Source organism: Ruegeria sp. EL01, assembly GCF_900313035.1.
GTDB lineage: Bacteria > Pseudomonadota > Alphaproteobacteria > Rhodobacterales > Rhodobacteraceae > Ruegeria.
The window spans coordinates 51,916-69,069 of the sequence record NZ_OMPS01000026.1; the positions used below are offsets into that span (position 1 = coordinate 51,916).

At 58.3% G+C, this 17,154-nt stretch carries 17 protein-coding genes; 8 read left to right on the forward strand and 9 right to left on the reverse strand.

Annotated features, from left to right (window positions below):
• Positions 1-52: 52 nt before the first annotated feature.
• On the forward strand, positions 53-511 hold the full coding sequence (locus tag D9K61_RS11465; protein WP_120633387.1) for an NUDIX hydrolase: 459 nt from the start codon (positions 53-55) through the stop codon (positions 509-511).
• 92 nt (positions 512-603) lie between these two features.
• Positions 604-2,061 (forward strand): inorganic phosphate transporter, encoded by a 1,458-nt coding sequence (locus D9K61_RS11470; protein ID WP_120633388.1) that lies wholly within the window; start codon positions 604-606, stop codon positions 2,059-2,061.
• A 31-nt stretch (positions 2,062-2,092) separates the two neighbouring features.
• Here D9K61_RS11470 and D9K61_RS11475 read toward each other — a convergent pair whose 3' ends face one another.
• From D9K61_RS11475 to D9K61_RS11490, 4 genes are all read right to left on the reverse strand, one after another.
• Entirely contained in the window at positions 2,093-3,067 is a 975-nt protein-coding gene (locus D9K61_RS11475) for a 2-dehydropantoate 2-reductase (protein ID WP_120633454.1), read from the reverse strand.
• A gap of 114 nt (positions 3,068-3,181) precedes the next feature.
• Positions 3,182-4,036, reverse strand: coding sequence for an MBL fold metallo-hydrolase (locus D9K61_RS11480; protein WP_254055747.1), 855 nt, complete (start codon positions 4,034-4,036; stop codon positions 3,182-3,184).
• Positions 4,037-4,187: 151 nt separating this feature from the next.
• Positions 4,188-5,150: a pirin family protein gene (locus D9K61_RS11485; RefSeq protein WP_120633389.1), complete on the reverse strand. Its 963-nt coding sequence runs from the start codon at positions 5,148-5,150 to the stop codon at positions 4,188-4,190.
• Positions 5,151-5,272: 122 nt separating this feature from the next.
• Entirely contained in the window at positions 5,273-6,106 is an 834-nt protein-coding gene (locus tag D9K61_RS11490) for a phytanoyl-CoA dioxygenase family protein (protein ID WP_120633390.1), read from the reverse strand.
• A gap of 232 nt (positions 6,107-6,338) precedes the next feature.
• Between D9K61_RS11490 and D9K61_RS11495 the strand changes: the two genes are divergently transcribed.
• Positions 6,339-6,818 carry a twin-arginine translocation pathway signal gene (locus tag D9K61_RS11495; protein ID WP_120633391.1) on the forward strand — a complete coding sequence of 160 codons (480 nt, stop codon included), beginning with the start codon at positions 6,339-6,341 and terminating at the stop codon, positions 6,816-6,818.
• A gap of 19 nt (positions 6,819-6,837) precedes the next feature.
• Positions 6,838-7,449, forward strand: a complete 612-nt coding sequence (locus tag D9K61_RS11500; RefSeq protein ID WP_120633392.1) for a ferric reductase-like transmembrane domain-containing protein — start codon at positions 6,838-6,840, stop codon at positions 7,447-7,449.
• Here D9K61_RS11500 and argF read toward each other — a convergent pair.
• Positions 7,446-8,372 carry an ornithine carbamoyltransferase gene (argF, locus tag D9K61_RS11505; RefSeq protein WP_120633393.1) on the reverse strand — a complete coding sequence of 309 codons (927 nt, stop codon included), beginning with the start codon at positions 8,370-8,372 and terminating at the stop codon, positions 7,446-7,448. The genes D9K61_RS11500 and argF overlap by 4 nt on opposite strands.
• 75 nt (positions 8,373-8,447) lie before the next feature.
• The gene (locus D9K61_RS11510; protein ID WP_120633394.1) at positions 8,448-9,635 is read right to left on the reverse strand and encodes an aspartate aminotransferase family protein; all 1,188 of its coding nucleotides are present in this window, start codon (positions 9,633-9,635) and stop codon (positions 8,448-8,450) included.
• Between the two features lie 300 nt (positions 9,636-9,935).
• On the opposite strand from D9K61_RS11510, the gene D9K61_RS11515 reads away from it, so the two are divergent.
• Positions 9,936-10,814 carry a DMT family transporter gene (locus D9K61_RS11515; protein ID WP_120633395.1) on the forward strand — a complete coding sequence of 293 codons (879 nt, stop codon included), beginning with the start codon at positions 9,936-9,938 and terminating at the stop codon, positions 10,812-10,814.
• A 27-nt stretch (positions 10,815-10,841) separates the two neighbouring features.
• On the opposite strand, the gene D9K61_RS11520 is transcribed toward D9K61_RS11515, so the two are convergent.
• The gene (locus tag D9K61_RS11520) at positions 10,842-11,645 is read right to left on the reverse strand and encodes an ABC transporter permease (protein ID WP_120633396.1); all 804 of its coding nucleotides are present in this window, start codon (positions 11,643-11,645) and stop codon (positions 10,842-10,844) included.
• A gap of 128 nt (positions 11,646-11,773) precedes the next feature.
• Here D9K61_RS11520 and D9K61_RS11525 point away from each other — a divergent pair, with 128 nt between their 5' ends.
• The 3 genes from D9K61_RS11525 to D9K61_RS11535 are packed head-to-tail and all read left to right on the forward strand — an operon-like array spanning position 11,774 to position 13,747.
• Entirely contained in the window at positions 11,774-12,349 is a 576-nt protein-coding gene (locus tag D9K61_RS11525) for a GcrA family cell cycle regulator (RefSeq protein ID WP_120633397.1), read from the forward strand.
• Between the two features lie 26 nt (positions 12,350-12,375).
• A complete protein-coding gene (locus D9K61_RS11530; protein WP_120633456.1) occupies positions 12,376-12,999 on the forward strand; it encodes an NUDIX hydrolase in 624 nt (207 codons plus the stop codon).
• 7 nt (positions 13,000-13,006) lie between these two features.
• On the forward strand, positions 13,007-13,747 hold the full coding sequence (locus tag D9K61_RS11535; protein ID WP_120633398.1) for a hypothetical protein: 741 nt from the start codon (positions 13,007-13,009) through the stop codon (positions 13,745-13,747).
• 5 nt (positions 13,748-13,752) lie between these two features.
• On the opposite strand, the gene D9K61_RS11540 is transcribed toward D9K61_RS11535, so the two are convergent.
• On the reverse strand, positions 13,753-14,829 hold the full coding sequence (locus D9K61_RS11540) for a DUF2235 domain-containing protein (protein ID WP_120633399.1): 1,077 nt from the start codon (positions 14,827-14,829) through the stop codon (positions 13,753-13,755).
• Positions 14,807-17,098 carry a xanthine dehydrogenase family protein molybdopterin-binding subunit gene (locus D9K61_RS11545; RefSeq protein ID WP_120633400.1) on the reverse strand — a complete coding sequence of 764 codons (2,292 nt, stop codon included), beginning with the start codon at positions 17,096-17,098 and terminating at the stop codon, positions 14,807-14,809. The genes D9K61_RS11540 and D9K61_RS11545 overlap by 23 nt, the downstream gene beginning before the upstream one ends.
• Positions 17,099-17,154: the final 56 nt, after the last annotated feature.

Genomic DNA, 17,154 nt, shown 5'->3' on the forward strand with positions numbered 1-17,154 from the left:
CTTGCTATGTCTCACCGGCTTCACATAGTTCGAATAACATGACGCGCGACACATGAGATCATGGCTACGAAACATCTGGGAAGAGGTCGGACGACCTCTGTTCCTGCGCCCTCGACGGGTGCAGTTTGCGGCGTTGTGCACCCGTAAACAGGGTGCAAGTGAAGATGTGCTTTTGATCACCAGCCGCGATACTGGGCGCTGGATCATACCCAAAGGATGGCCGATTGACGGGCTGGACGGGGCTGAAACCGCCGCGCAGGAGGCGTGGGAAGAGGCCGGTGTGCGTGCCGAAACCGTCGAAAAAGAGCCCGTAGGGCAATATACTTACGACAAGATCTTGAACAACGGGTCGGCCCAGCCGGTTTTGACCAATGTTTATCGTATCAGGGTCAGTGAATTGTCAGATGACTACCCTGAGGTTGATCAGCGCAAACGCTGCTGGGTGTCCCCCTCGGTCGCCGCCAAGCGCGTGCGCGAGCCGGAACTGCAGTCGCTGCTGCTGCAAATGTAACCCACCGTTGATTTTCTTGATGGCAGGCAGGTTGCCCCATCTGTGATAAACTAATAGCTGCCTGCGTTTACCCAAATGCCTTGATTGAACAGATGCCGAATTCGAACGCAAAACCACGCTGGCAGACGCTGGACACGGACCTGCACAGGATCTCGCGCGTCGAGGTCGCCAATTCCTATGTGGCGCGTCCTTTGCTGGCGCCCGGAATTGCACTGGCGTTCATGGCCGTGGCAGGGCTGGTCGCGGCGGTGCTTTTTGGACAGGCCAATGGCGGCTTCATTATCATCGCCGCAGCGGCGTTTGGTGCCTACATGGCGATCAATATCGGTGCCAATGACGTGGCCAACAACATGGGCCCTGCGGTGGGTGCCAACGCGCTGAGCATGGGCGGCGCCATCGCGATCGCTGCTGTGGCCGAAAGCGCGGGTGCGTTGCTGGCCGGGGGTGAAGTTGTATCCACCATCTCAAGCGGCATAATCGACCCGATGTCGGTTCAAAACAGCCATGTGCTGATCTGGGCAATGATGGCAGCGCTGATTTCTTCAGCCATGTGGGTCAATCTGGCGACCTGGATCGGGGCGCCAGTTTCGACCACACATTCTGTCGTTGGCGGCGTGATGGGGGCCGGGATTGCGGCGATGGGATTGGGCGCTGTCAATTGGGCCACAATGAGCGCGATTGCCGCCAGTTGGGTGATCTCACCGGTTCTGGGCGGTGTTATTGCAGCCGCATTTCTGGCGTTGATCAGGGCCAAAATTCAGTCTCAGGACGACAAGATCGCCGCCGCCCGGCGTTGGGTTCCGATTCTGGTGGCGCTGATGGCCGCGGCTTTTGTGACCTATCTGGCCGTCAAGGGCTTGCAGCGCGTTGTGACCATCAAGCTTGAAATCGCGTTACTGATCGGGATGGCCACAGGGCTCCTGGTCTGGACAGTCACCGTCCCCTGGGTGCGGCGAAAATCCGAAGGCATGGAGAACAGAACCCGCTCGCTGAAAGCACTGTTTGGCCTGCCACTGGTAATCTCGGCCACGTTTCTGAGCTTTGCTCATGGCGCAAATGACGTGGCCAATGCCGTGGGCCCTCTGGCAGCCATTGTGCACGCGGCCGAGTTCGGTGATGTCACTGCGCAGGTTCCGATTCCCACATGGGTGATGATCATCGGGGCGTTTGGGATTTCGTTTGGTCTGTTCCTGTTCGGACCCAAGCTGATCCGGATGGTTGGCCGCCAAATCACCAAGCTGAACCCGATACGCGCGTTTTGCGTCGCCCTGTCGGCAGCGATCACTGTGATTTTGGCCAGTTGGCTTGGGTTGCCGGTCAGCTCTACCCATATCGCGGTGGGTGCCGTTTTTGGCGTTGGGTTCTACCGAGAATGGCAATCGAACCGTCGTAATCAGCCCGGGCTCCGTTTGGCGCGTGAAGAGTATCAGCGGCGAAAACTGGTGCGGCGGTCGCATTTCATGACCATTATTGCCGCCTGGATCGTGACCGTTCCGGCCGCTGCATCGATATCGGCGATCATCTACCTGGTCCTGACGGCATTCGCGTAGAGATCGCGTATCGCCTCGACGAGTATTGCAATCAGGGTCTGATCTGATCCGGGAACATCGGCGTTTCAGACGCTTGGCGGATCAATTCCGCAACCCGAGAGCATATCGGCGTCGGCAGGCCCACTTGCTGGCCCAGACGCCTGATTTCCCCCTGAAGACTGTCTATTTCCGTGGGGCGACCCGCCATCAGATCATAAGCCATCGACGTTCGCGCGCTGGGATCGATGGTCAGCATGCGCGCGGCAATGCGGCTGAACAGCGGTGTCGGCAGGCGCAGGATATGAGGGGTTATCCAGGCTGGCAGCGGGGTGGTTGAGGCAACCGGATGGCCCGCCGCCTTCAAAACGGTCAGAGCCTCAGACATTTGATCGGCCATCAAACGACGCCAGGTGCGATCCATCAGCTGGTTGAGCAGCGTCAGGCCGGACAGCGCGTTAAGCGCATTGTTCAGATTGATCACCAGTTTGCCCCATTGCACAGCTTCGATCTGATCACTGGCGGTGATCGGCAGATCCGGGCTGCTGAGTTGCCCGGCCAGATCACCGGAACCAGCTTGAATCACAATCTCGCCTGATGTGGCCCGGTGGTAAGTCCCCGGGTCTGTTGGCACCACGTTGAACGGCACCATACCGGCGCGCACGTCGCGATCGGTCAGGATCGTGCGCAGAGTCCGGGCGTTCTCCATCCCATTTTGCCAGGACAGGACCGACGCATGTGCAGGCGTGTGCACTTTGATCAACTCGGCCATCTCAGCAGTTGCCCCAGATTTCACGGTCACAATGACCAGATCTGCAGACCTGAGACAGGCAGGATCTTCCGAAAGGATGATAGAGTTGGCAAGAACCGTGCGATGTAGTCCCGAATAGTCGGTGACGGTCAGCCCCTGCTGCCGGATCGGACCCAGCACACGGGCACGCCCCAATAGGGTCACCTCGTGCCCGGCATCGGCCAGCAGGGCCCCGCAATAGCACCCGATACTGCCCGCCCCTGCGATGACAAGCTTCATGGAAGTTTTCCTTGCTGTTGAGGTCTGGGTTGCTGCCATAAACGTGGGTCTTCAAACAACACCGTTAACGCCTCGCAAACAGGCCCCAATAGCCCGCGACGTTGGCTATTGCGACTAAGACTCAAGGTCTTCCCATCGGAATGCATCCTGGTCTGCCTTAACACGCCCCAGAGAGGGCAGCATGAAATGGCTTCCCAAGACGATGCAATTTGCCTCGGACGCGCTTTCTAGCAGGTGTCTACGTGACGATTTTGCCAGTTCCTTGTCGGCGTCGTAGATAAAGTGCCGCTCGGGGTGCCAGCATTGGGCCGTTGAATGCAGTGCATCGCCGGTCACTATGGCTTCCTGGCCTTTGCTTTTGATCTGAACGGAAACGTGGCCAGGTGTGTGACCCGGCGTGGGTATCAACGATACATAGTCGCCCAGCTTGTAACCTGGCTGGACGATGTCGGCCTGCCCCGCTTCGACAACGGGCAGTACGCTTTCCAAATAGAGATCACCGTTGCTCTGCCGCTGCATCTCTTCATCAGCGGCGGGTAGGATGTAGCGCGCGTTTGGGAATGTCGGAACCCATCGACCATCTTCAAGTTTGGTATTCCAACCTACATGGTCGGCGTGAAGATGCGTACAGAGCACGTAGTCGATATCCTCAAACGTCACACCCGCCGCGGTGAGCGCAGCCACGAACCGTGTACCGGATCTTTTGTGCCAATCCGCGTATTTCGGGATGGTTTTGTCATTTCCCACACAGCTATCAGCAAGGATGTTGTGGTCTGGAGTCTTCAGCAGAAAACCTTGGACGGGCAAAATAAGCCGTCCCGATTGGGGGCACACACCGCCTGGAACGTGCTTTTCAATTGTCGCCGCAACGTCGGGTCCGGCATTGGGGTACAGTTCCTCTGGCGACAAAAACGGGCCGTTGATTTCCAGGATTCTCCAGACCTCGACATCACCAATCTTACACAGCACAGCGTTTCGTCCTTGTGACCAGAAAACAACCGAACCAAAGCTATCAGCCCCGACGTATCTTGCAACGCGGATTTCCGGTCGGATGTTCGCTTAACAGTCGAAACCTTCGATCCTTTATCCGAGATCGTCATTGGAATTGACGGTTCGGCGTTTAGCGCGCCCGTCTTGGTTTAGTGCGTTCAAGCTCTGGCGAGATCGGGATGAAGTCTTGATCGTCGCCAGGCGGTAGGTGGAACGCGCCGTTAGCCCAATCGGCGGTTTTCCATTCGCGAGTGGCGGTTTCGATCTTTTCCTTCGAGGATGAGACGAAGTTCCACCAGATGTAGCGATCTTCGTTCAGGGTCGCGCCGCCCAGCAGCATCAGGCGAGCGCCCGTGGGTCCCGCCTTGACCGAGAGTTTGTCGCCAGGCCGGAACACGATCATGCGACCGGCCTCAAACACATCGCCCGCAATCTCGACCGAGCCTTCGGTCACATAGACACCGCGATCCTCGTGGTCATCTGGCAAAGGAAAAGATGCAGCCGGATCCAGCTGTACGTCGAGATAGAACGTCTCGGACAGCATGGTCACCGGACTGCACTCACCATAGGCCGAGCCGAGGATCAGGCGGGCGCTGACGCCATTGTCCTGAATATGGGGCAGCGCGCCTTGTTTGTGGTGTTCAAAATCGGGGGCCATATCCTCATGCGCTTCGGGCAGTGCGATCCACGTCTGGATACCAAACAGGCTGTGCCTTTTGCCACGCGTTTCGTCACTGGTGCGTTCGGAATGGGTGACGCCGCGCCCGGCGACCATCCAGTTGACCTCACCCGGGTAGATCATCTGATGGGTGCCAAGGCTGTCGCGATGTTCGAACTCGCCTTGATACAGGTAGGTTACCGTGCCAAGCCCGATATGGGGGTGCGGACGGACATCGATGCCGCCTTCGGTGATGAATTCGGCCGGACCCATCTGGTCGAAAAAGATAAACGGACCAACCAGTTGGCGATTGACCGAGGGCAATGCCCGGCGCACTTCGAAGCCGCCCAAATCGCGGGCACGTGGAATGATTAGGGTGTCGAGTGCCGAATTCTCGGACGTGCAATCAGGGTTGTGGGTCGGGTTCCAACTCATGCCTGCTCTCCCTCAGGTGCCGACGGGCCGAAATGGCGCATCGTTCGATCATGCATGAGATATTGCCGATCAACGGCAAGTAAAGCGCAATTTCGCACAATCAAAATGCGATACGGGCCGCGCTAGCGAGGCCAGAGCTGCGGAAAAAACGAGCCGGCAATCCGATCTCCTTCGCGATAGCCTGCGGCTTCGAATTGTGCACGCTCATCTTTGGCCCAATCACCGCGATAGCGGATCATGCCATCGGGTGCCGTCATGCGCAGGGTGAACCGGCGCGCGGTTTCGGATGGGGTGGTTGAAGACAACCCTCCATGCAGGGTGCGCATGTCGAAAAAGATGCAGTCGCCCAGATCCATATCCCATTGCAGCAGGTCATAGGCTTCGGGGTCAGCATTGATATCGGGGGGCGGATGATAGGTTCGGCCCGCTACTTCGGTGGCTTCGTAGCTGGGGTGCCCATCGGCAAAGCGCACCCGCATGAACAGCTTGTCCCAAAGATGCGATCCTTTCACAAAGGCAATGCCGTTATCCTTGCTCACCGGTTCCAGCGGCAGCCAGAGGACACACATCGTGCCCTCAAAATCGAAATAGGACAAATCCTGATGGAAGGGCGGGCGCGAGGTTGAACCGGCTTCGCGCAGGAACCAGTTATCCATCACCAGATTGACCGAAGGCGCGGCCAGCAGCTGCGCAGCAAGTGGTGCGCATGGAGATTTCCGGACAAATTCTTCAAATTGCGGGATCTTGTTCCAGGCCCAGTAGTCTTCGAAATAGGCCGGAGCATCAGGGTCTTTGGTGTGGCGCGTGAAATTGTCAGTCGGTGTTGCGAGATCGGCGTCGATACCGTCGCGCAGCAGAGACAACCACTCGGGCGCAAACCTGGAGCGCAGCACGACCGCACCATCGCGCCGGAACGCCGCAATGTCTTCGGCTGAGATTGGGTCTTGAGAGGTCATGCGCCACCCTTTCTGGTGTGTTCACTTGGGTGGAGGTGAGAGTTACATCCGGTTCGTAGACCGTCAAAGAAAATCACGCCACCCGACCTGTCCCGCGATCATCAGGGCGAGGGCGGGACTGATATCAGCCGGTTCAGGCTCGGGATTGGCGGCCATCGTGCTATTGTTTGGTTCTGGGTGTGTCTGCGCCTATCTTAAGGGACAGGGTTGTCACGCATTACAGGAGATTTCTATGTCTGGTGCTCCAATCACTCGTCGTTCTTTGATCGCTGCCGGAGGGGCTATTTTGACATCGGGTTTGCTGCTCCCTGCGAAAGCTTCGGGGCTCGCGCCGACGCCGTCGATGCGGGGCGGGTCCAACAACTATCGCCCCGGCGCACCCTTCGTGGATCGGATTGGCGGTGGTGGATTCTGGATGACGGGGACTGTCCGGCGCGCCGGGGATGGCGCACCTTTGTCGGGGCAGCGCATTCAAATCTGGGCGCACACGACCGAAGGGTATGAGCGCGACCCTCAGAGCCATGGTGCAACCCTGACCGATGCGAACGGAGAATTCCGGCTGGAGATGCCGCAGATCGTACCAGCCTTTGGTCAGCCGCACGGGCATCTGGCCTATGACAGCGCAGAGTTCGAAACCGTTTTCCTGCGCCCGGTGATGGCCAGCTCCAACGACAAGACACTGAGCGCGCATTTCGTCCTGCAACCGGCCTGAGCGCAGCGGACGATCTTCGGTGAGCCGCACGCGTACGATCCTGATCTGGGGGGCTTTGGCACTTGTTTCGGTAATTCCAATTGTCGCCGCAACCTACAGCCCGTTTCTGGCGTGGCGGTCACCAGTGTATATTGTGGCCGGATTTACCGGGATCATCGGTATGGTTCTGTTGCTGTTGCAGCCCTTACTGGCGGGCGGATACCTGCCGGGACTGTCTGCACTCCGCAGGCGACACATTCACCGATGGGTCGGAGGGGCTTTGGTGGCAGTGATCGTGGTCCATGTTGTTGGTCTGTGGATCACCAGCCCACCGGATATGGTGGACGCGCTCTTGTTCGTTTCACCCACCCCGTTTTCAGCCTGGGGTGTGATTGCCATGTGGGCGTTGTTCGCAGCAGCGCTTTTGGCGCTTTGGCGTCGTCGGTTGCACCTGCGATTTCGGACGTGGCGGCTGGGTCATACGACCCTGACCAGCGTGACTGTTCTGGGCAGCGTGGTGCATGCGATGCTGATTGAAGGCACCATGGAGATCATGACCAAGACAGCACTGTGCGTGTTGGTCTTGTCGGCGAGCATCAAGATGCTCGCCGATTTGCGCGTCTGGGCGATCAGTACACGCCGGTTGGATTAGACACCCAAGCACCAGCGCATCACAGCCTTCTGGGCGTGCAGGCGGTTTTCGGCCTCGTCGAAAATGACCGAGTTGGGGCCGTCCATGATTTCGGAGGTTGCCTCTTCCTCGCGGTGGGCTGGCAGGCAGTGCATGAACAGCACATCGGGTTTGGCGTGGCTCATCAGTTCCGCATTGACCTGATAGGGGCGCAGCATGTTGTGGCGACGCTCTTTGGCGGATTGGGAATCGTGCATCGAAACCCAGGTGTCGGCGACCACCAGATCCGCGCCTTCGACAGCCTTGTGGGGATCTCGCTCAACAATGATTTTTGAGCCCTTCTGGCGGGCAAGACCGATGAATTCCTCCTCGGGGTCAAGCTGCGACGGGCCAGTGAACGTCAGGTCGAAGCCAAACTGACCTGCAGCGTGCAGGAACGAGGCGCAGACATTGTTGCCGTCGCCAGTCCAGACAACTTTTTTGCCCTTAATCGGTCCGCGGTGTTCTTCGAACGTCAGCACGTCGGCCATGATCTGGCAGGGATGCGTGCGGTCGGTCAGACCGTTGATCACGGGCACATCGGAGTATTCTGACATCTCGGTCAGAATAGTCTCATCAAAGGTCCGGATCATGATCATATCGACATAGCGCGACAACACGCGAGCGGTGTCGGCGATGGTTTCGCCATGGCCCAGCTGCATGTCTTTGCCCGACAGCACCATGGTTTGCCCGCCCATCTGGCGGACGCCCACATCGAACGAGACGCGGGTTCGGGTCGAGGGTTTTTCAAAGATCAGCGCAACCATACGACCGGCCAGAGGCTGGTCGCCATCAGGGGCGGCTTTAGGACGTCCAAGGCGGTTCTGTTTCATCGCACCGGCCTGATCAATCATGGACCGCAATTCTGCAGCGTCTGTTTTGTGAATATCCAGGAAGTGGTTCATATCGTGTCACTTTTGGCTATCGGCGACCGGGGGCTCTGCCCCCGGACCCCCGGAGTATTTGAAAAAAGATGAAGATCAGGCGGATTCGAGGACGGCCTCGACCTGAGTGGCGGCTTTGTCGAGACGGATCATCGCCTGAGCGATGTCATCTTCGGTCAGGGTCAGAGGTGGCAGCAGGCGGATGACGTTGTCGGCGGCGGGCACTGTAATGACCTCATTTTCATACCCTGCATGCACAACATCCAAATTTGGTGCCTTGCATTTGAGACCCAGCATCAGGCCGGAGCCGCGCACCTCGTCAAAAACCTCAGGGTGTGCTCCGACCAGGCCCTCAAGTTTTTGGCGCAACAGGCCCGCCTTGCGGTTAACGCTTTCAAGGAAGGCAGGCGTAGCCACCTGATCCAAAACCGCGCAACCGACGGCACATCCCAGCGGGTTGCCACCATAGGTCGAGCCATGGGTGCCTGCGGTCATGCCGGAGGCCGCGTTTTCGGTTGCCAGCACAGCGCCCAACGGGAATCCCCCGCCGATGCCCTTGGCGACCATCACGATATCGGGTGTGATGCCCGCCCATTCATGGGCAAACAGCTTGCCGGTCCGACCGACGCCGCATTGGACTTCATCCAGGATCAGCAGCAAGCCGCTGTCGTCACAGATCTGGCGCAGCGCCTTAAGTTCAGCGTCGGGGACCGGACGGATGCCGCCTTCGCCTTGGATGGGTTCGATCAGGATCGCGGCGGTCTGATCGGTGATGGCGTTGGTGACACCATCAAGATCGCCGAAGGTCAGGTGCACGAAACCGGGCAGCAGCGGGCCGAATCCCTTGGTCATCTTTTCGGACCCGGCAGCGGCGATACCCGCCGAGGACCGCCCGTGGAATGAACCATCAAAGGTGATGATCTCGACCCGCTCGGGCTGGTCTTTGTCATGGAAATACTTGCGGGCCATTTTCACGGCCAGCTCACACGCTTCGGTGCCTGAATTGGTAAAGAACACAGTGTCGGCAAAGGTGTGCTCAACCAGTTTGTCGGCCAGCGCTTGCTGTTGCGGGATGTTGTACAAGTTCGACACGTGCCACAGCGCGTGCGCCTGTTCTGTCAGCGCATTCACCAACGCTGGATGCGCATGACCCAGCGCGTTAACCGCGATCCCGGCACCCAGGTCCAGAAAACGTCGGCCGTCTGCCTCGGTCAGCCAGGCGCCTTCGCCCTTCACGAAAGTCAGGGGCGCGCGATTATAGGTCGGCAGAACGGACGGGATCATCGGATCATCCTTTTCAGGTAGGTTTGACCTCGTGACTGATACACTGAGGCTGGGTTCGTCAACTGATTTGGTGGAGTTTGCGCCAATTGGGCGGCGCAAATGGATCAAACGGGCCGGTTACGCGGTAAAGCGTCTGCGTCGGAGGCGCAGGATATATGCGAGTTTGATCATGCAGGCCGTATAGCGGGGTGCGCACAATCTGGAAACCCCGAATTTTGTTTAATGCGAATAAACGGCTGACGGCTCGCGGTGCATGTTTTTCGGCTTGCCATTTGCAGCGCACTGCCGCACCGCTTACGCATGTTTGTCCCCAAAAGCCATAATCCGCCCCTTGCGGCATTGCTCATCTTTATCGCCAGTGCGTTTCTGGCCAGCACCACGCTTTTGGCCAAAGCGTTGGGAACAGACACATTGGGCCCGCCGTTGCATCCGATGCAGATCAGCCATGGCCGGTTCATGTTTGCATTTCTGGTGATCCTTTGCGCGATTGCGGTGCTGCGTCCAACGCTACGACGCCCGCATTGGGGACTGCATATCGGGCGGACAAGTTTTGGCTGGCTGGGCATCACCCTGATTTTTGCCTCGGTTGCGTTCATTCCGATGGCGGATGCCACGGCGATTTCCTTTCTGAACCCGGTTTTTGCGATGCTGCTGGCAATCCCACTGCTGAAAGAAGGGGTTGGTCCTTGGCGATGGCTCGCCGCAGCCGTGGCCCTAGCTGGTGCGCTTATCCTGCTGAGACCGACACCAGACAGCTTTCAGCCCGCGGCGCTGCTGGCGCTGACGGCTGCGGTGGTGATCGGGATGGAGCTGATTTTTATCAAAAAACTCTCGGGCCGGGAAATTCCGATCCAGATCCTACTGGTCAACAACGCAATGGGGTTGGCAATTGCCAGCGTCGCCGTCAGTTTCGTGTTTAAGATGCCAACGCCCGCTCAGTGGGCCGCGCTGGCTGGCATCGGGGTGCTGATGGCCTGCGCGCAAGCCTGTTTCGTCAATGGCATGGCACGGGCCGATGCATCCTTTGTGGCTCCGATCAGCTATGCAACGCTGATCTTTGCGGCGCTTTATGACTTTATTGTTTTCAGCGTGATCCCTGATGCCATCAGCATCGTGGGGTCAGGTATCATTCTGACCGGGGGCCTGATCCTTGTTTGGCGTGAGGCCCGTATCAGGTAGGGGACGGTTGGCCTGTTCCGAAAGTGTTTAGGCCTTGAGCCGGTAGCCGGTGCGCAGCATTTGCCAAGTGACAGCGCATACCAAAAGGGTGGCACCGCTGCAGACCGCAAACCCCACCAAAGGCGCACTGTCTGAAACACCGATCATGCCATAGCGCAGCCCATCGATCAGATAAAAAACCGGGTTTGCATGGCTGATCCCGTTCAACAGCGGCGGCAGGGCTTCGACCGAATAAAACGTGCCGGACAGGAAGGCCAAGGGGGTGACGATGAAATTGGTGATCGCTGCCATCTGGTCAAACTTGTTGGCAAAGATCCCTGCAAACAACCCAAGCGCACCCATAAAGGCCCCACCCAGAATACCAAAGATCAAGGCGATCAGGGGGTGTTGCGGCACCAACCCAAGTACCAGGGCCAAAGCGATGGCCACAACGCAGGCGATCAGCACGCCGCGCACAACGCCACCGGCCAGATAGCCCAACAGGATTTCTAGTGGCGACAACGGCGGCATCAATGTGTCGACGATGTTGCCCTGAACCTTGGCGATCACCATAGAGGAAGACGTATTGGCAAAAGCGTTCTGGATCACGGTCATCATCATGATACCCGGTGCCAGAAAGGTCAGAAACGGCACACCCATCACATCAGGACGGCCCGGTCCGATGGCGATATTGAAAATCATCAGGAACAACCCGGCCGTCACCAACGGCGCCATCAGGGTCTGGGTCCAGACCGACAGAAAGCGCAGTGTTTCGCGTTGAGCCAGCGTATAGAGGCCCATCCAGTTGATCGCGCCGAACCGACGCTCTGGCTGATCGGTAAGAATCTGCATGTTCTGCCCCTAAACTGATTCGAAGATAGCTTGTAACTCGGGCTGCAGTGTTTAGAATAGGGGGCTGAGACGAATTCCGAAGGCGGCCCGGTACCGGGGCCGCTTTCCCGCTTTTTGAAAGGCTAACGATGTCCTGGACTGACGAGCGCGTAGAACTGCTCAAGAAAATGTGGGGCGAGGGCCAGTCGGCCAGCCAGATCGCCAAGGAACTGGGCGGGGTGACCCGCAATGCCGTGATCGGCAAGGTGCATCGCCTGGGCCTGTCGAACCGTGCAACCGGCGCTAGCCCGGCCAAAGCGGAACCCAAGGAAAAGCCGGCACCCGCACCAAAGGCCGAGGCCAAGCCCAAACCGACACCCAAGACCGAGCCCGCGCGCCCGGCCCCTGCCCCGGCGGCCGAAGCGAAACCCGCCATTCCGGCACGCCGTCAGATCATTCCTGCCGGTCAACCGCTGCCGCCGCAGCCTTCGGCCAATGAGATCAGCCCCGAAGCTTTGGCAAAGGTCAACGAGATCGAGAAGAAGGCCAAGAAGCTGACGCTGATGGAACTGACCGAGAAAACCTGCAAATGGCCTGTCGGTGACCCTGCGACCGAGGATTTCTGGTTCTGCGGACTGCCCGTTGAAGCCGGCAAACCCTATTGCGAAGCGCATGTGGGCGTCGCCTTCCAACCAATGAGTTCACGCCGCGACCGGCGGCGCTAGGGCTCGTGCGCCAGGATCCGACAGCGATGGAGGATACCTGGCTTGCCCGGGCAAAACGATTGCTGGCGCTGGCCGAGACCGGCCAGCACTTCACCAAAGACCCGTTTGACCGCGAACGCTATGACGAGATCGTCCATATTGCGCGCGACATGCTGTCGGATCTGGGTCAGGTCCCCCTGTCGCGGATCAACGGGCTGATTTCCGAACACACGGGTGGTTATGCCACGCCCAGCATCGACATTCGCGGTGCCGTGATCCGGGACGGGCACATTCTGTTAGTCCGTGAACGCAGTGACGATAAATGGGCGATGCCGGGTGGATTTGCGGATATCGGCAGCTCTCCGGCAGAAAACATTGAACGCGAAGTGTGGGAAGAGGCCGGATTGCGCGTTCAGGCGCAACAGCTTTATGCACTGCGGCACAAGGCGCGGCATCCGTATCCAGCGGATGCGCGGGATTTCTACAAGCTGTTCTTTTTGTGTGATGAGGTAGGCGCGGATGCTCCGCAGGCTGGCGCAGAAACAAGCGAGGCCGCCTTTTTTGCGCCTGATGCTTTGCCGGACCTGTCGCTGACGCGAAACTTGCAGCAGGATATTGAGAGTGCTTTGGTTGCTTGTCGCGCCGAGCAGGTTTCCACTCTTTTTGATTAGACGCTAAATGAAAATCAGAGTTTTGTTCTCGGTCTATGCACTGTTGATTTTTGCCGCCTATTTTGAGCCACTTGAGACCCGCGTTTTTGATTTGCTCGACAAGTACGATTCCTTCTTTGTGTCTATTGCAGTTGCTGTTTACCTGCTTGTGTGGTTCGCGCCACTTGTTCCGACACTGATTGTAAGTCTGATATGGATTGGGTTGCGCACCATTCCCAACCCGTTGGCTTATGTTCTTTCATTTGCAACCTTTGCATTTGGATTATTTGTGACGCTGATCTTTTGGTTCTTTGAGGCTTCTCCAACCTCAACCTTGCTGGTTTTGTCACACGGCTTCACTCTGTCGACCGCTGTAGCTTCCAGCATTTTGATTTCGGCGGACAAGCCACCTCGCCTCGCCGGGACTGGGATTGTCTTGTCAGCAATCGCCGCAGTCTGGTCGTTGAAGGCGGTCCCTGTCACGACTGTTCAGGCCGCCCGTATTGCGAACGGTGCGCCTTATTGTATTGCTCATCATCGTCTAAATTCCGCGATCAGTTCGCCATTGGAATTGCGGGGGTTTTCGTTTTACTCAACACGAACCTATCTCAACTCGAACACGAATTGGCACTTTCACGGCCTTATGGTCGTCCAACGCGTAGATGAGTTTGAATTCTACAACTGGTCACCCAGACGCCTCCGCTTTGATCGCATACAGAACCCTGACTTATACGAAGCTCCTGTTCGGAATGTCTGCACCCCTGACTGATCGGACTACTGCGCCGGGTGCGAGGGCAGATCCGGCATCGGCACCCATCGGGGCAACTCATCTGGTGAGACCGAGACATGCAGCTTTTCCGAGCGGTCCCGGCCCATTTTACGGTGTTTGCGCAGCAGGAAAATCTTGCCCCAGCCGCGCCAAGTTCCAACCGAAGGTGCGGCTGCCGAGGTTGGAAAACGGTCGCGCCAGCCTTCAGGCAGCGGTAGGCCGTGCCGTTCTGCCTTGTCCAGCATCCAGATCAGCGAGATATTGCTGAGTGGGCGGGCGTTTTCAAACCCGTTCAGTTGCCCACCGACATCGCCATGGGTTCCGCGGAACCAGACCTGTTCGACATGACCCTGAAAATCCGGCGTGCAAGTCCATAGCACGGGCTCGTAGACCTCGCGCGTCTCATCAAGTGCCATGGCGTGATACCCGTGACGCGTCGCAGGACCCAATTGGTGGTTGTGAAAGGCATGGCGCCCCTCGGCCCAGCGCCATAGAATCGGCAGGCGAAGACCGAGTGCTTTGACTGTGTCCCAAACTCCGACCATCTCGATCGCCACGCCATCATGACAGAATTCGCGGCGGAATTCGCCAGCCGCTGCGCTGCCTGAGTTGCATTCGTAGTGGCGGTAGGCCTGCTTGATGTTGCGCTCTGTCGCGTGTTCGGCCTTGAGCAGCCCAATCATGTCGATGACGCCGGCCAAACTGCGGACGCCGTAAGCTCCGCGGGAATAGCCGAAGAAATAGATCCGATCGCCGGGTTTGTAACGCGACGCCAAATAACCGTAAGCGCGGCGGATCTGTCGATTGATGCCACGCCCCATCATCACATCGAGCGAGGATTTCCAGCTTTCCCACTGTACCCCGGATTCGTAGAAAACCGAGACTTTGCTGCCCATCTCACAACACAGGCGCAGCGTTTGACCAGCATGAGTTTCAAAGCCCGGTTCGAGCGTGGACATGGTGCCATCAAGGATGATCACATGGCTGACCGGTTCGCGGTGCCGCGTCTCGGGCGAGTGCTCGGACCGCAGAGGCCGCCCAAGCCACCCCAGAACCTTTCTACTTAGCCGAGACAGAACCATTATTCAGCAATTCCCATACTTTGTGTGGTGTGAAAGGCATGTCCGCCTGTCGCACCCCATAATCCCAGAGCGCATCCTGAACCGCATTAGCCACCGCAGCCAGCGCACCGACGGTACCGGCCTCACCACAGCCTTTCATTCCCATCGGATTGGAGGTTGACGGAACCGGTGCCGAAGTAAACTTAATCATGGGTACCTCTGCCGCGCGCGGCAAGGCGTAATCCATGAACGAAGCCGTGAGCAGTTGTCCATCCGCATCATGCACAACCCGTTCCTGCAAGGCCTGACCGATGCCCTGAACCACCCCGCCGTGAACTTGGCCCTCAGCCAGCATCGGATTGATAAGATTGCCGAAATCGTCGACGACGATATAGCGATCTACCGCCGCCTCACCAGTGTAAGAATCAATCACGACTTCGGCAACATGCGCCCCGTTCGGATAGCTGCGCGCATCCAGGTTCGCGCGCGCCTCGTGCTGCAGCAGGTCGGTGCGGCCATCGGCGCGCGCCATCTCGGCGGCTTCGGTCAGGGTGGGCGTCAGATTTGATCCAGACGCGCGGAAGGTCTCATGGTCGAAGGTCATATCGCTTTCCTCGACCCCCATCTTATCCGCAAGGTAGGGCATGAATGCGGCAATCATATTGTCGATTGTCACCAGCGTCGCGGTACTTTGCACCGTCACTGAACGGGATCCGCCCGTACCGCCGCCGTGTGTCAACCGATCGCTGTCGCCCTGCACAACGGTGATCTGATCGACGGGAATGCCGGTCTGGTCGGACAGGAACTGGGCATAGACCGTTTCATGGCCCTGCCCGTTCGATTGTGTTCCGACACACAGGTTCACCGTTCCATCCTCACAAAACTCCACTTTGGCGTTTTCAGAAGGGTCCCCCAAAATACTTTCAATATAGTAACACAGGCCCTGCCCGCGGATCAGGCCGCGCGCGGCGTCTTTAACTTTGCGCGCTTCAAACCCTCGTGTCTGATCCCCGGCAAGGCCAAGAACCATGTCAAAGTCACCCACATCGTAGGTTTCGCCTGTCGCCGTTTTGTAAGGGAACGCGTCGGGCCGAATGAAATTCTTGCGCCGCAACTCCCACGGATCGACGTCCAGTTCGCGCGCCGCCCGGTCGATGATGCGTTCGAGGACATAGATCGCCTCGGGCCGACCCGCGCCCCGATAGGCATCGACATGCGTGGTGTTGGTGTAGATCCCTTCAACGCGCAAATAGGTGGTCTGGACGGCGTAAACGCCCATGAGAACCTTGCTGAAAAGGTTGGTCTGGATCGCTTGGCCAAAATGGCTGTTATAAGCACCCAGATTGCATTTGCTGTGAACCCGATAGGCCGTGATCTTGTGGTCCTCGTCAAAGGCCAGCTCGGCTAACGAGGTCAGATCGCGACCATGGTGATCAGACAGCATCGCCTCGGATCGGTCTGACATCCAGTGAACCGGCTGGCCGAGTTTCATCGCCGCAACGGCGACCGAGAAGTATTCGGGGTATGGCATCACCTTCATGCCAAACCCGCCGCCAACATCAGGGGTGGTGACCCGGATGTCTTCGGGATCAAGCCCCAGCTTCTGGGACAGCTGCGCCCGCATCGCCCACACACCTTGTCCCCCATAGGCAAAGTGCAGACGCCCATCGACCCAATTGGCCTGACAGCCGCGCGGTTCGATCGAGTTGATAATCACCCGGTTGTCCAGCACATTCAGCGCCACGGTATGAGCAGCCGAGTGAAACGCCACTTCGGTCGCAACCTCATCCCCCATGCCCCAGTCAAAGGCGCGGTTATCGGGGGCCTCGGGATGCAAGGGTTCCCCTCCCGCCGCCAGATCGAGTTTGGCGGGCAGATCGTTTGTCTCCATCCAGATCTGTTCCACCGCATCCTGCGCCTGAACCCGCGTTTCAGCGATCACCACGGCCACAGGCTCACCCACGAAACGAACACGTTTGTCGGCCAGCATATGGCGGTCGGGTGCGGCCCCTTTTGTTCCGTCGCGGTTGTCGACAATGGCGGCATTCAGAACTGTATCGATGCCGGTCTCTGCCAGATCCGCGAGCGTCATGACCAGCCGCACCCCATCTGCGGCGCGTGCGGCATCGAGATCCAGAGAGGTGATTTCGCCATGCGCCACCGTGCTGCGAAAAAAGGCCGCGAACATGGCATTTTCCGGCACATCGTCATCCATATAGCGCCCTTGCCCGGTCAGAAACCGTTGATCTTCGGTCCGTTTCACCGGTTGGCTTTTGCCGAATTTCTCCACGGGGCACCCCTCCTGCACGATCTTTGGGCGAGCCTAGCCCGCGCGATTGGGATGTC

Bases quoted from the DNA above. Each gene is read 5' to 3' on its own strand.
- D9K61_RS11465 (WP_120633387.1), top strand. From the start codon at position 53: ATGAGATCATGGCTACGAAACATCTGGGAAGAGGTCGGACGACCTCTG.
- D9K61_RS11470 (WP_120633388.1), top strand. From the start codon at position 604: ATGCCGAATTCGAACGCAAAACCACGCTGGCAGACGCTGGACACGGAC.
- D9K61_RS11475 (WP_120633454.1), bottom strand. From the start codon at position 3,067: ATGAAGCTTGTCATCGCAGGGGCGGGCAGTATCGGGTGCTATTGCGGG.
- D9K61_RS11485 (WP_120633389.1), bottom strand. From the start codon at position 5,150: ATGAGTTGGAACCCGACCCACAACCCTGATTGCACGTCCGAGAATTCG.
- D9K61_RS11490 (WP_120633390.1), bottom strand. From the start codon at position 6,106: ATGACCTCTCAAGACCCAATCTCAGCCGAAGACATTGCGGCGTTCCGG.
- D9K61_RS11495 (WP_120633391.1), top strand. From the start codon at position 6,339: ATGTCTGGTGCTCCAATCACTCGTCGTTCTTTGATCGCTGCCGGAGGG.
- argF (WP_120633393.1), bottom strand. From the start codon at position 8,372: ATGAACCACTTCCTGGATATTCACAAAACAGACGCTGCAGAATTGCGG.
- D9K61_RS11510 (WP_120633394.1), bottom strand. From the start codon at position 9,635: ATGATCCCGTCCGTTCTGCCGACCTATAATCGCGCGCCCCTGACTTTC.
- D9K61_RS11515 (WP_120633395.1), top strand. From the start codon at position 9,936: ATGTTTGTCCCCAAAAGCCATAATCCGCCCCTTGCGGCATTGCTCATC.
- D9K61_RS11520 (WP_120633396.1), bottom strand. From the start codon at position 11,645: ATGCAGATTCTTACCGATCAGCCAGAGCGTCGGTTCGGCGCGATCAAC.
- D9K61_RS11525 (WP_120633397.1), top strand. From the start codon at position 11,774: ATGTCCTGGACTGACGAGCGCGTAGAACTGCTCAAGAAAATGTGGGGC.
- D9K61_RS11530 (WP_120633456.1), top strand. From the start codon at position 12,376: ATGGAGGATACCTGGCTTGCCCGGGCAAAACGATTGCTGGCGCTGGCC.
- D9K61_RS11535 (WP_120633398.1), top strand. From the start codon at position 13,007: ATGAAAATCAGAGTTTTGTTCTCGGTCTATGCACTGTTGATTTTTGCC.
- D9K61_RS11540 (WP_120633399.1), bottom strand. From the start codon at position 14,829: ATGGTTCTGTCTCGGCTAAGTAGAAAGGTTCTGGGGTGGCTTGGGCGG.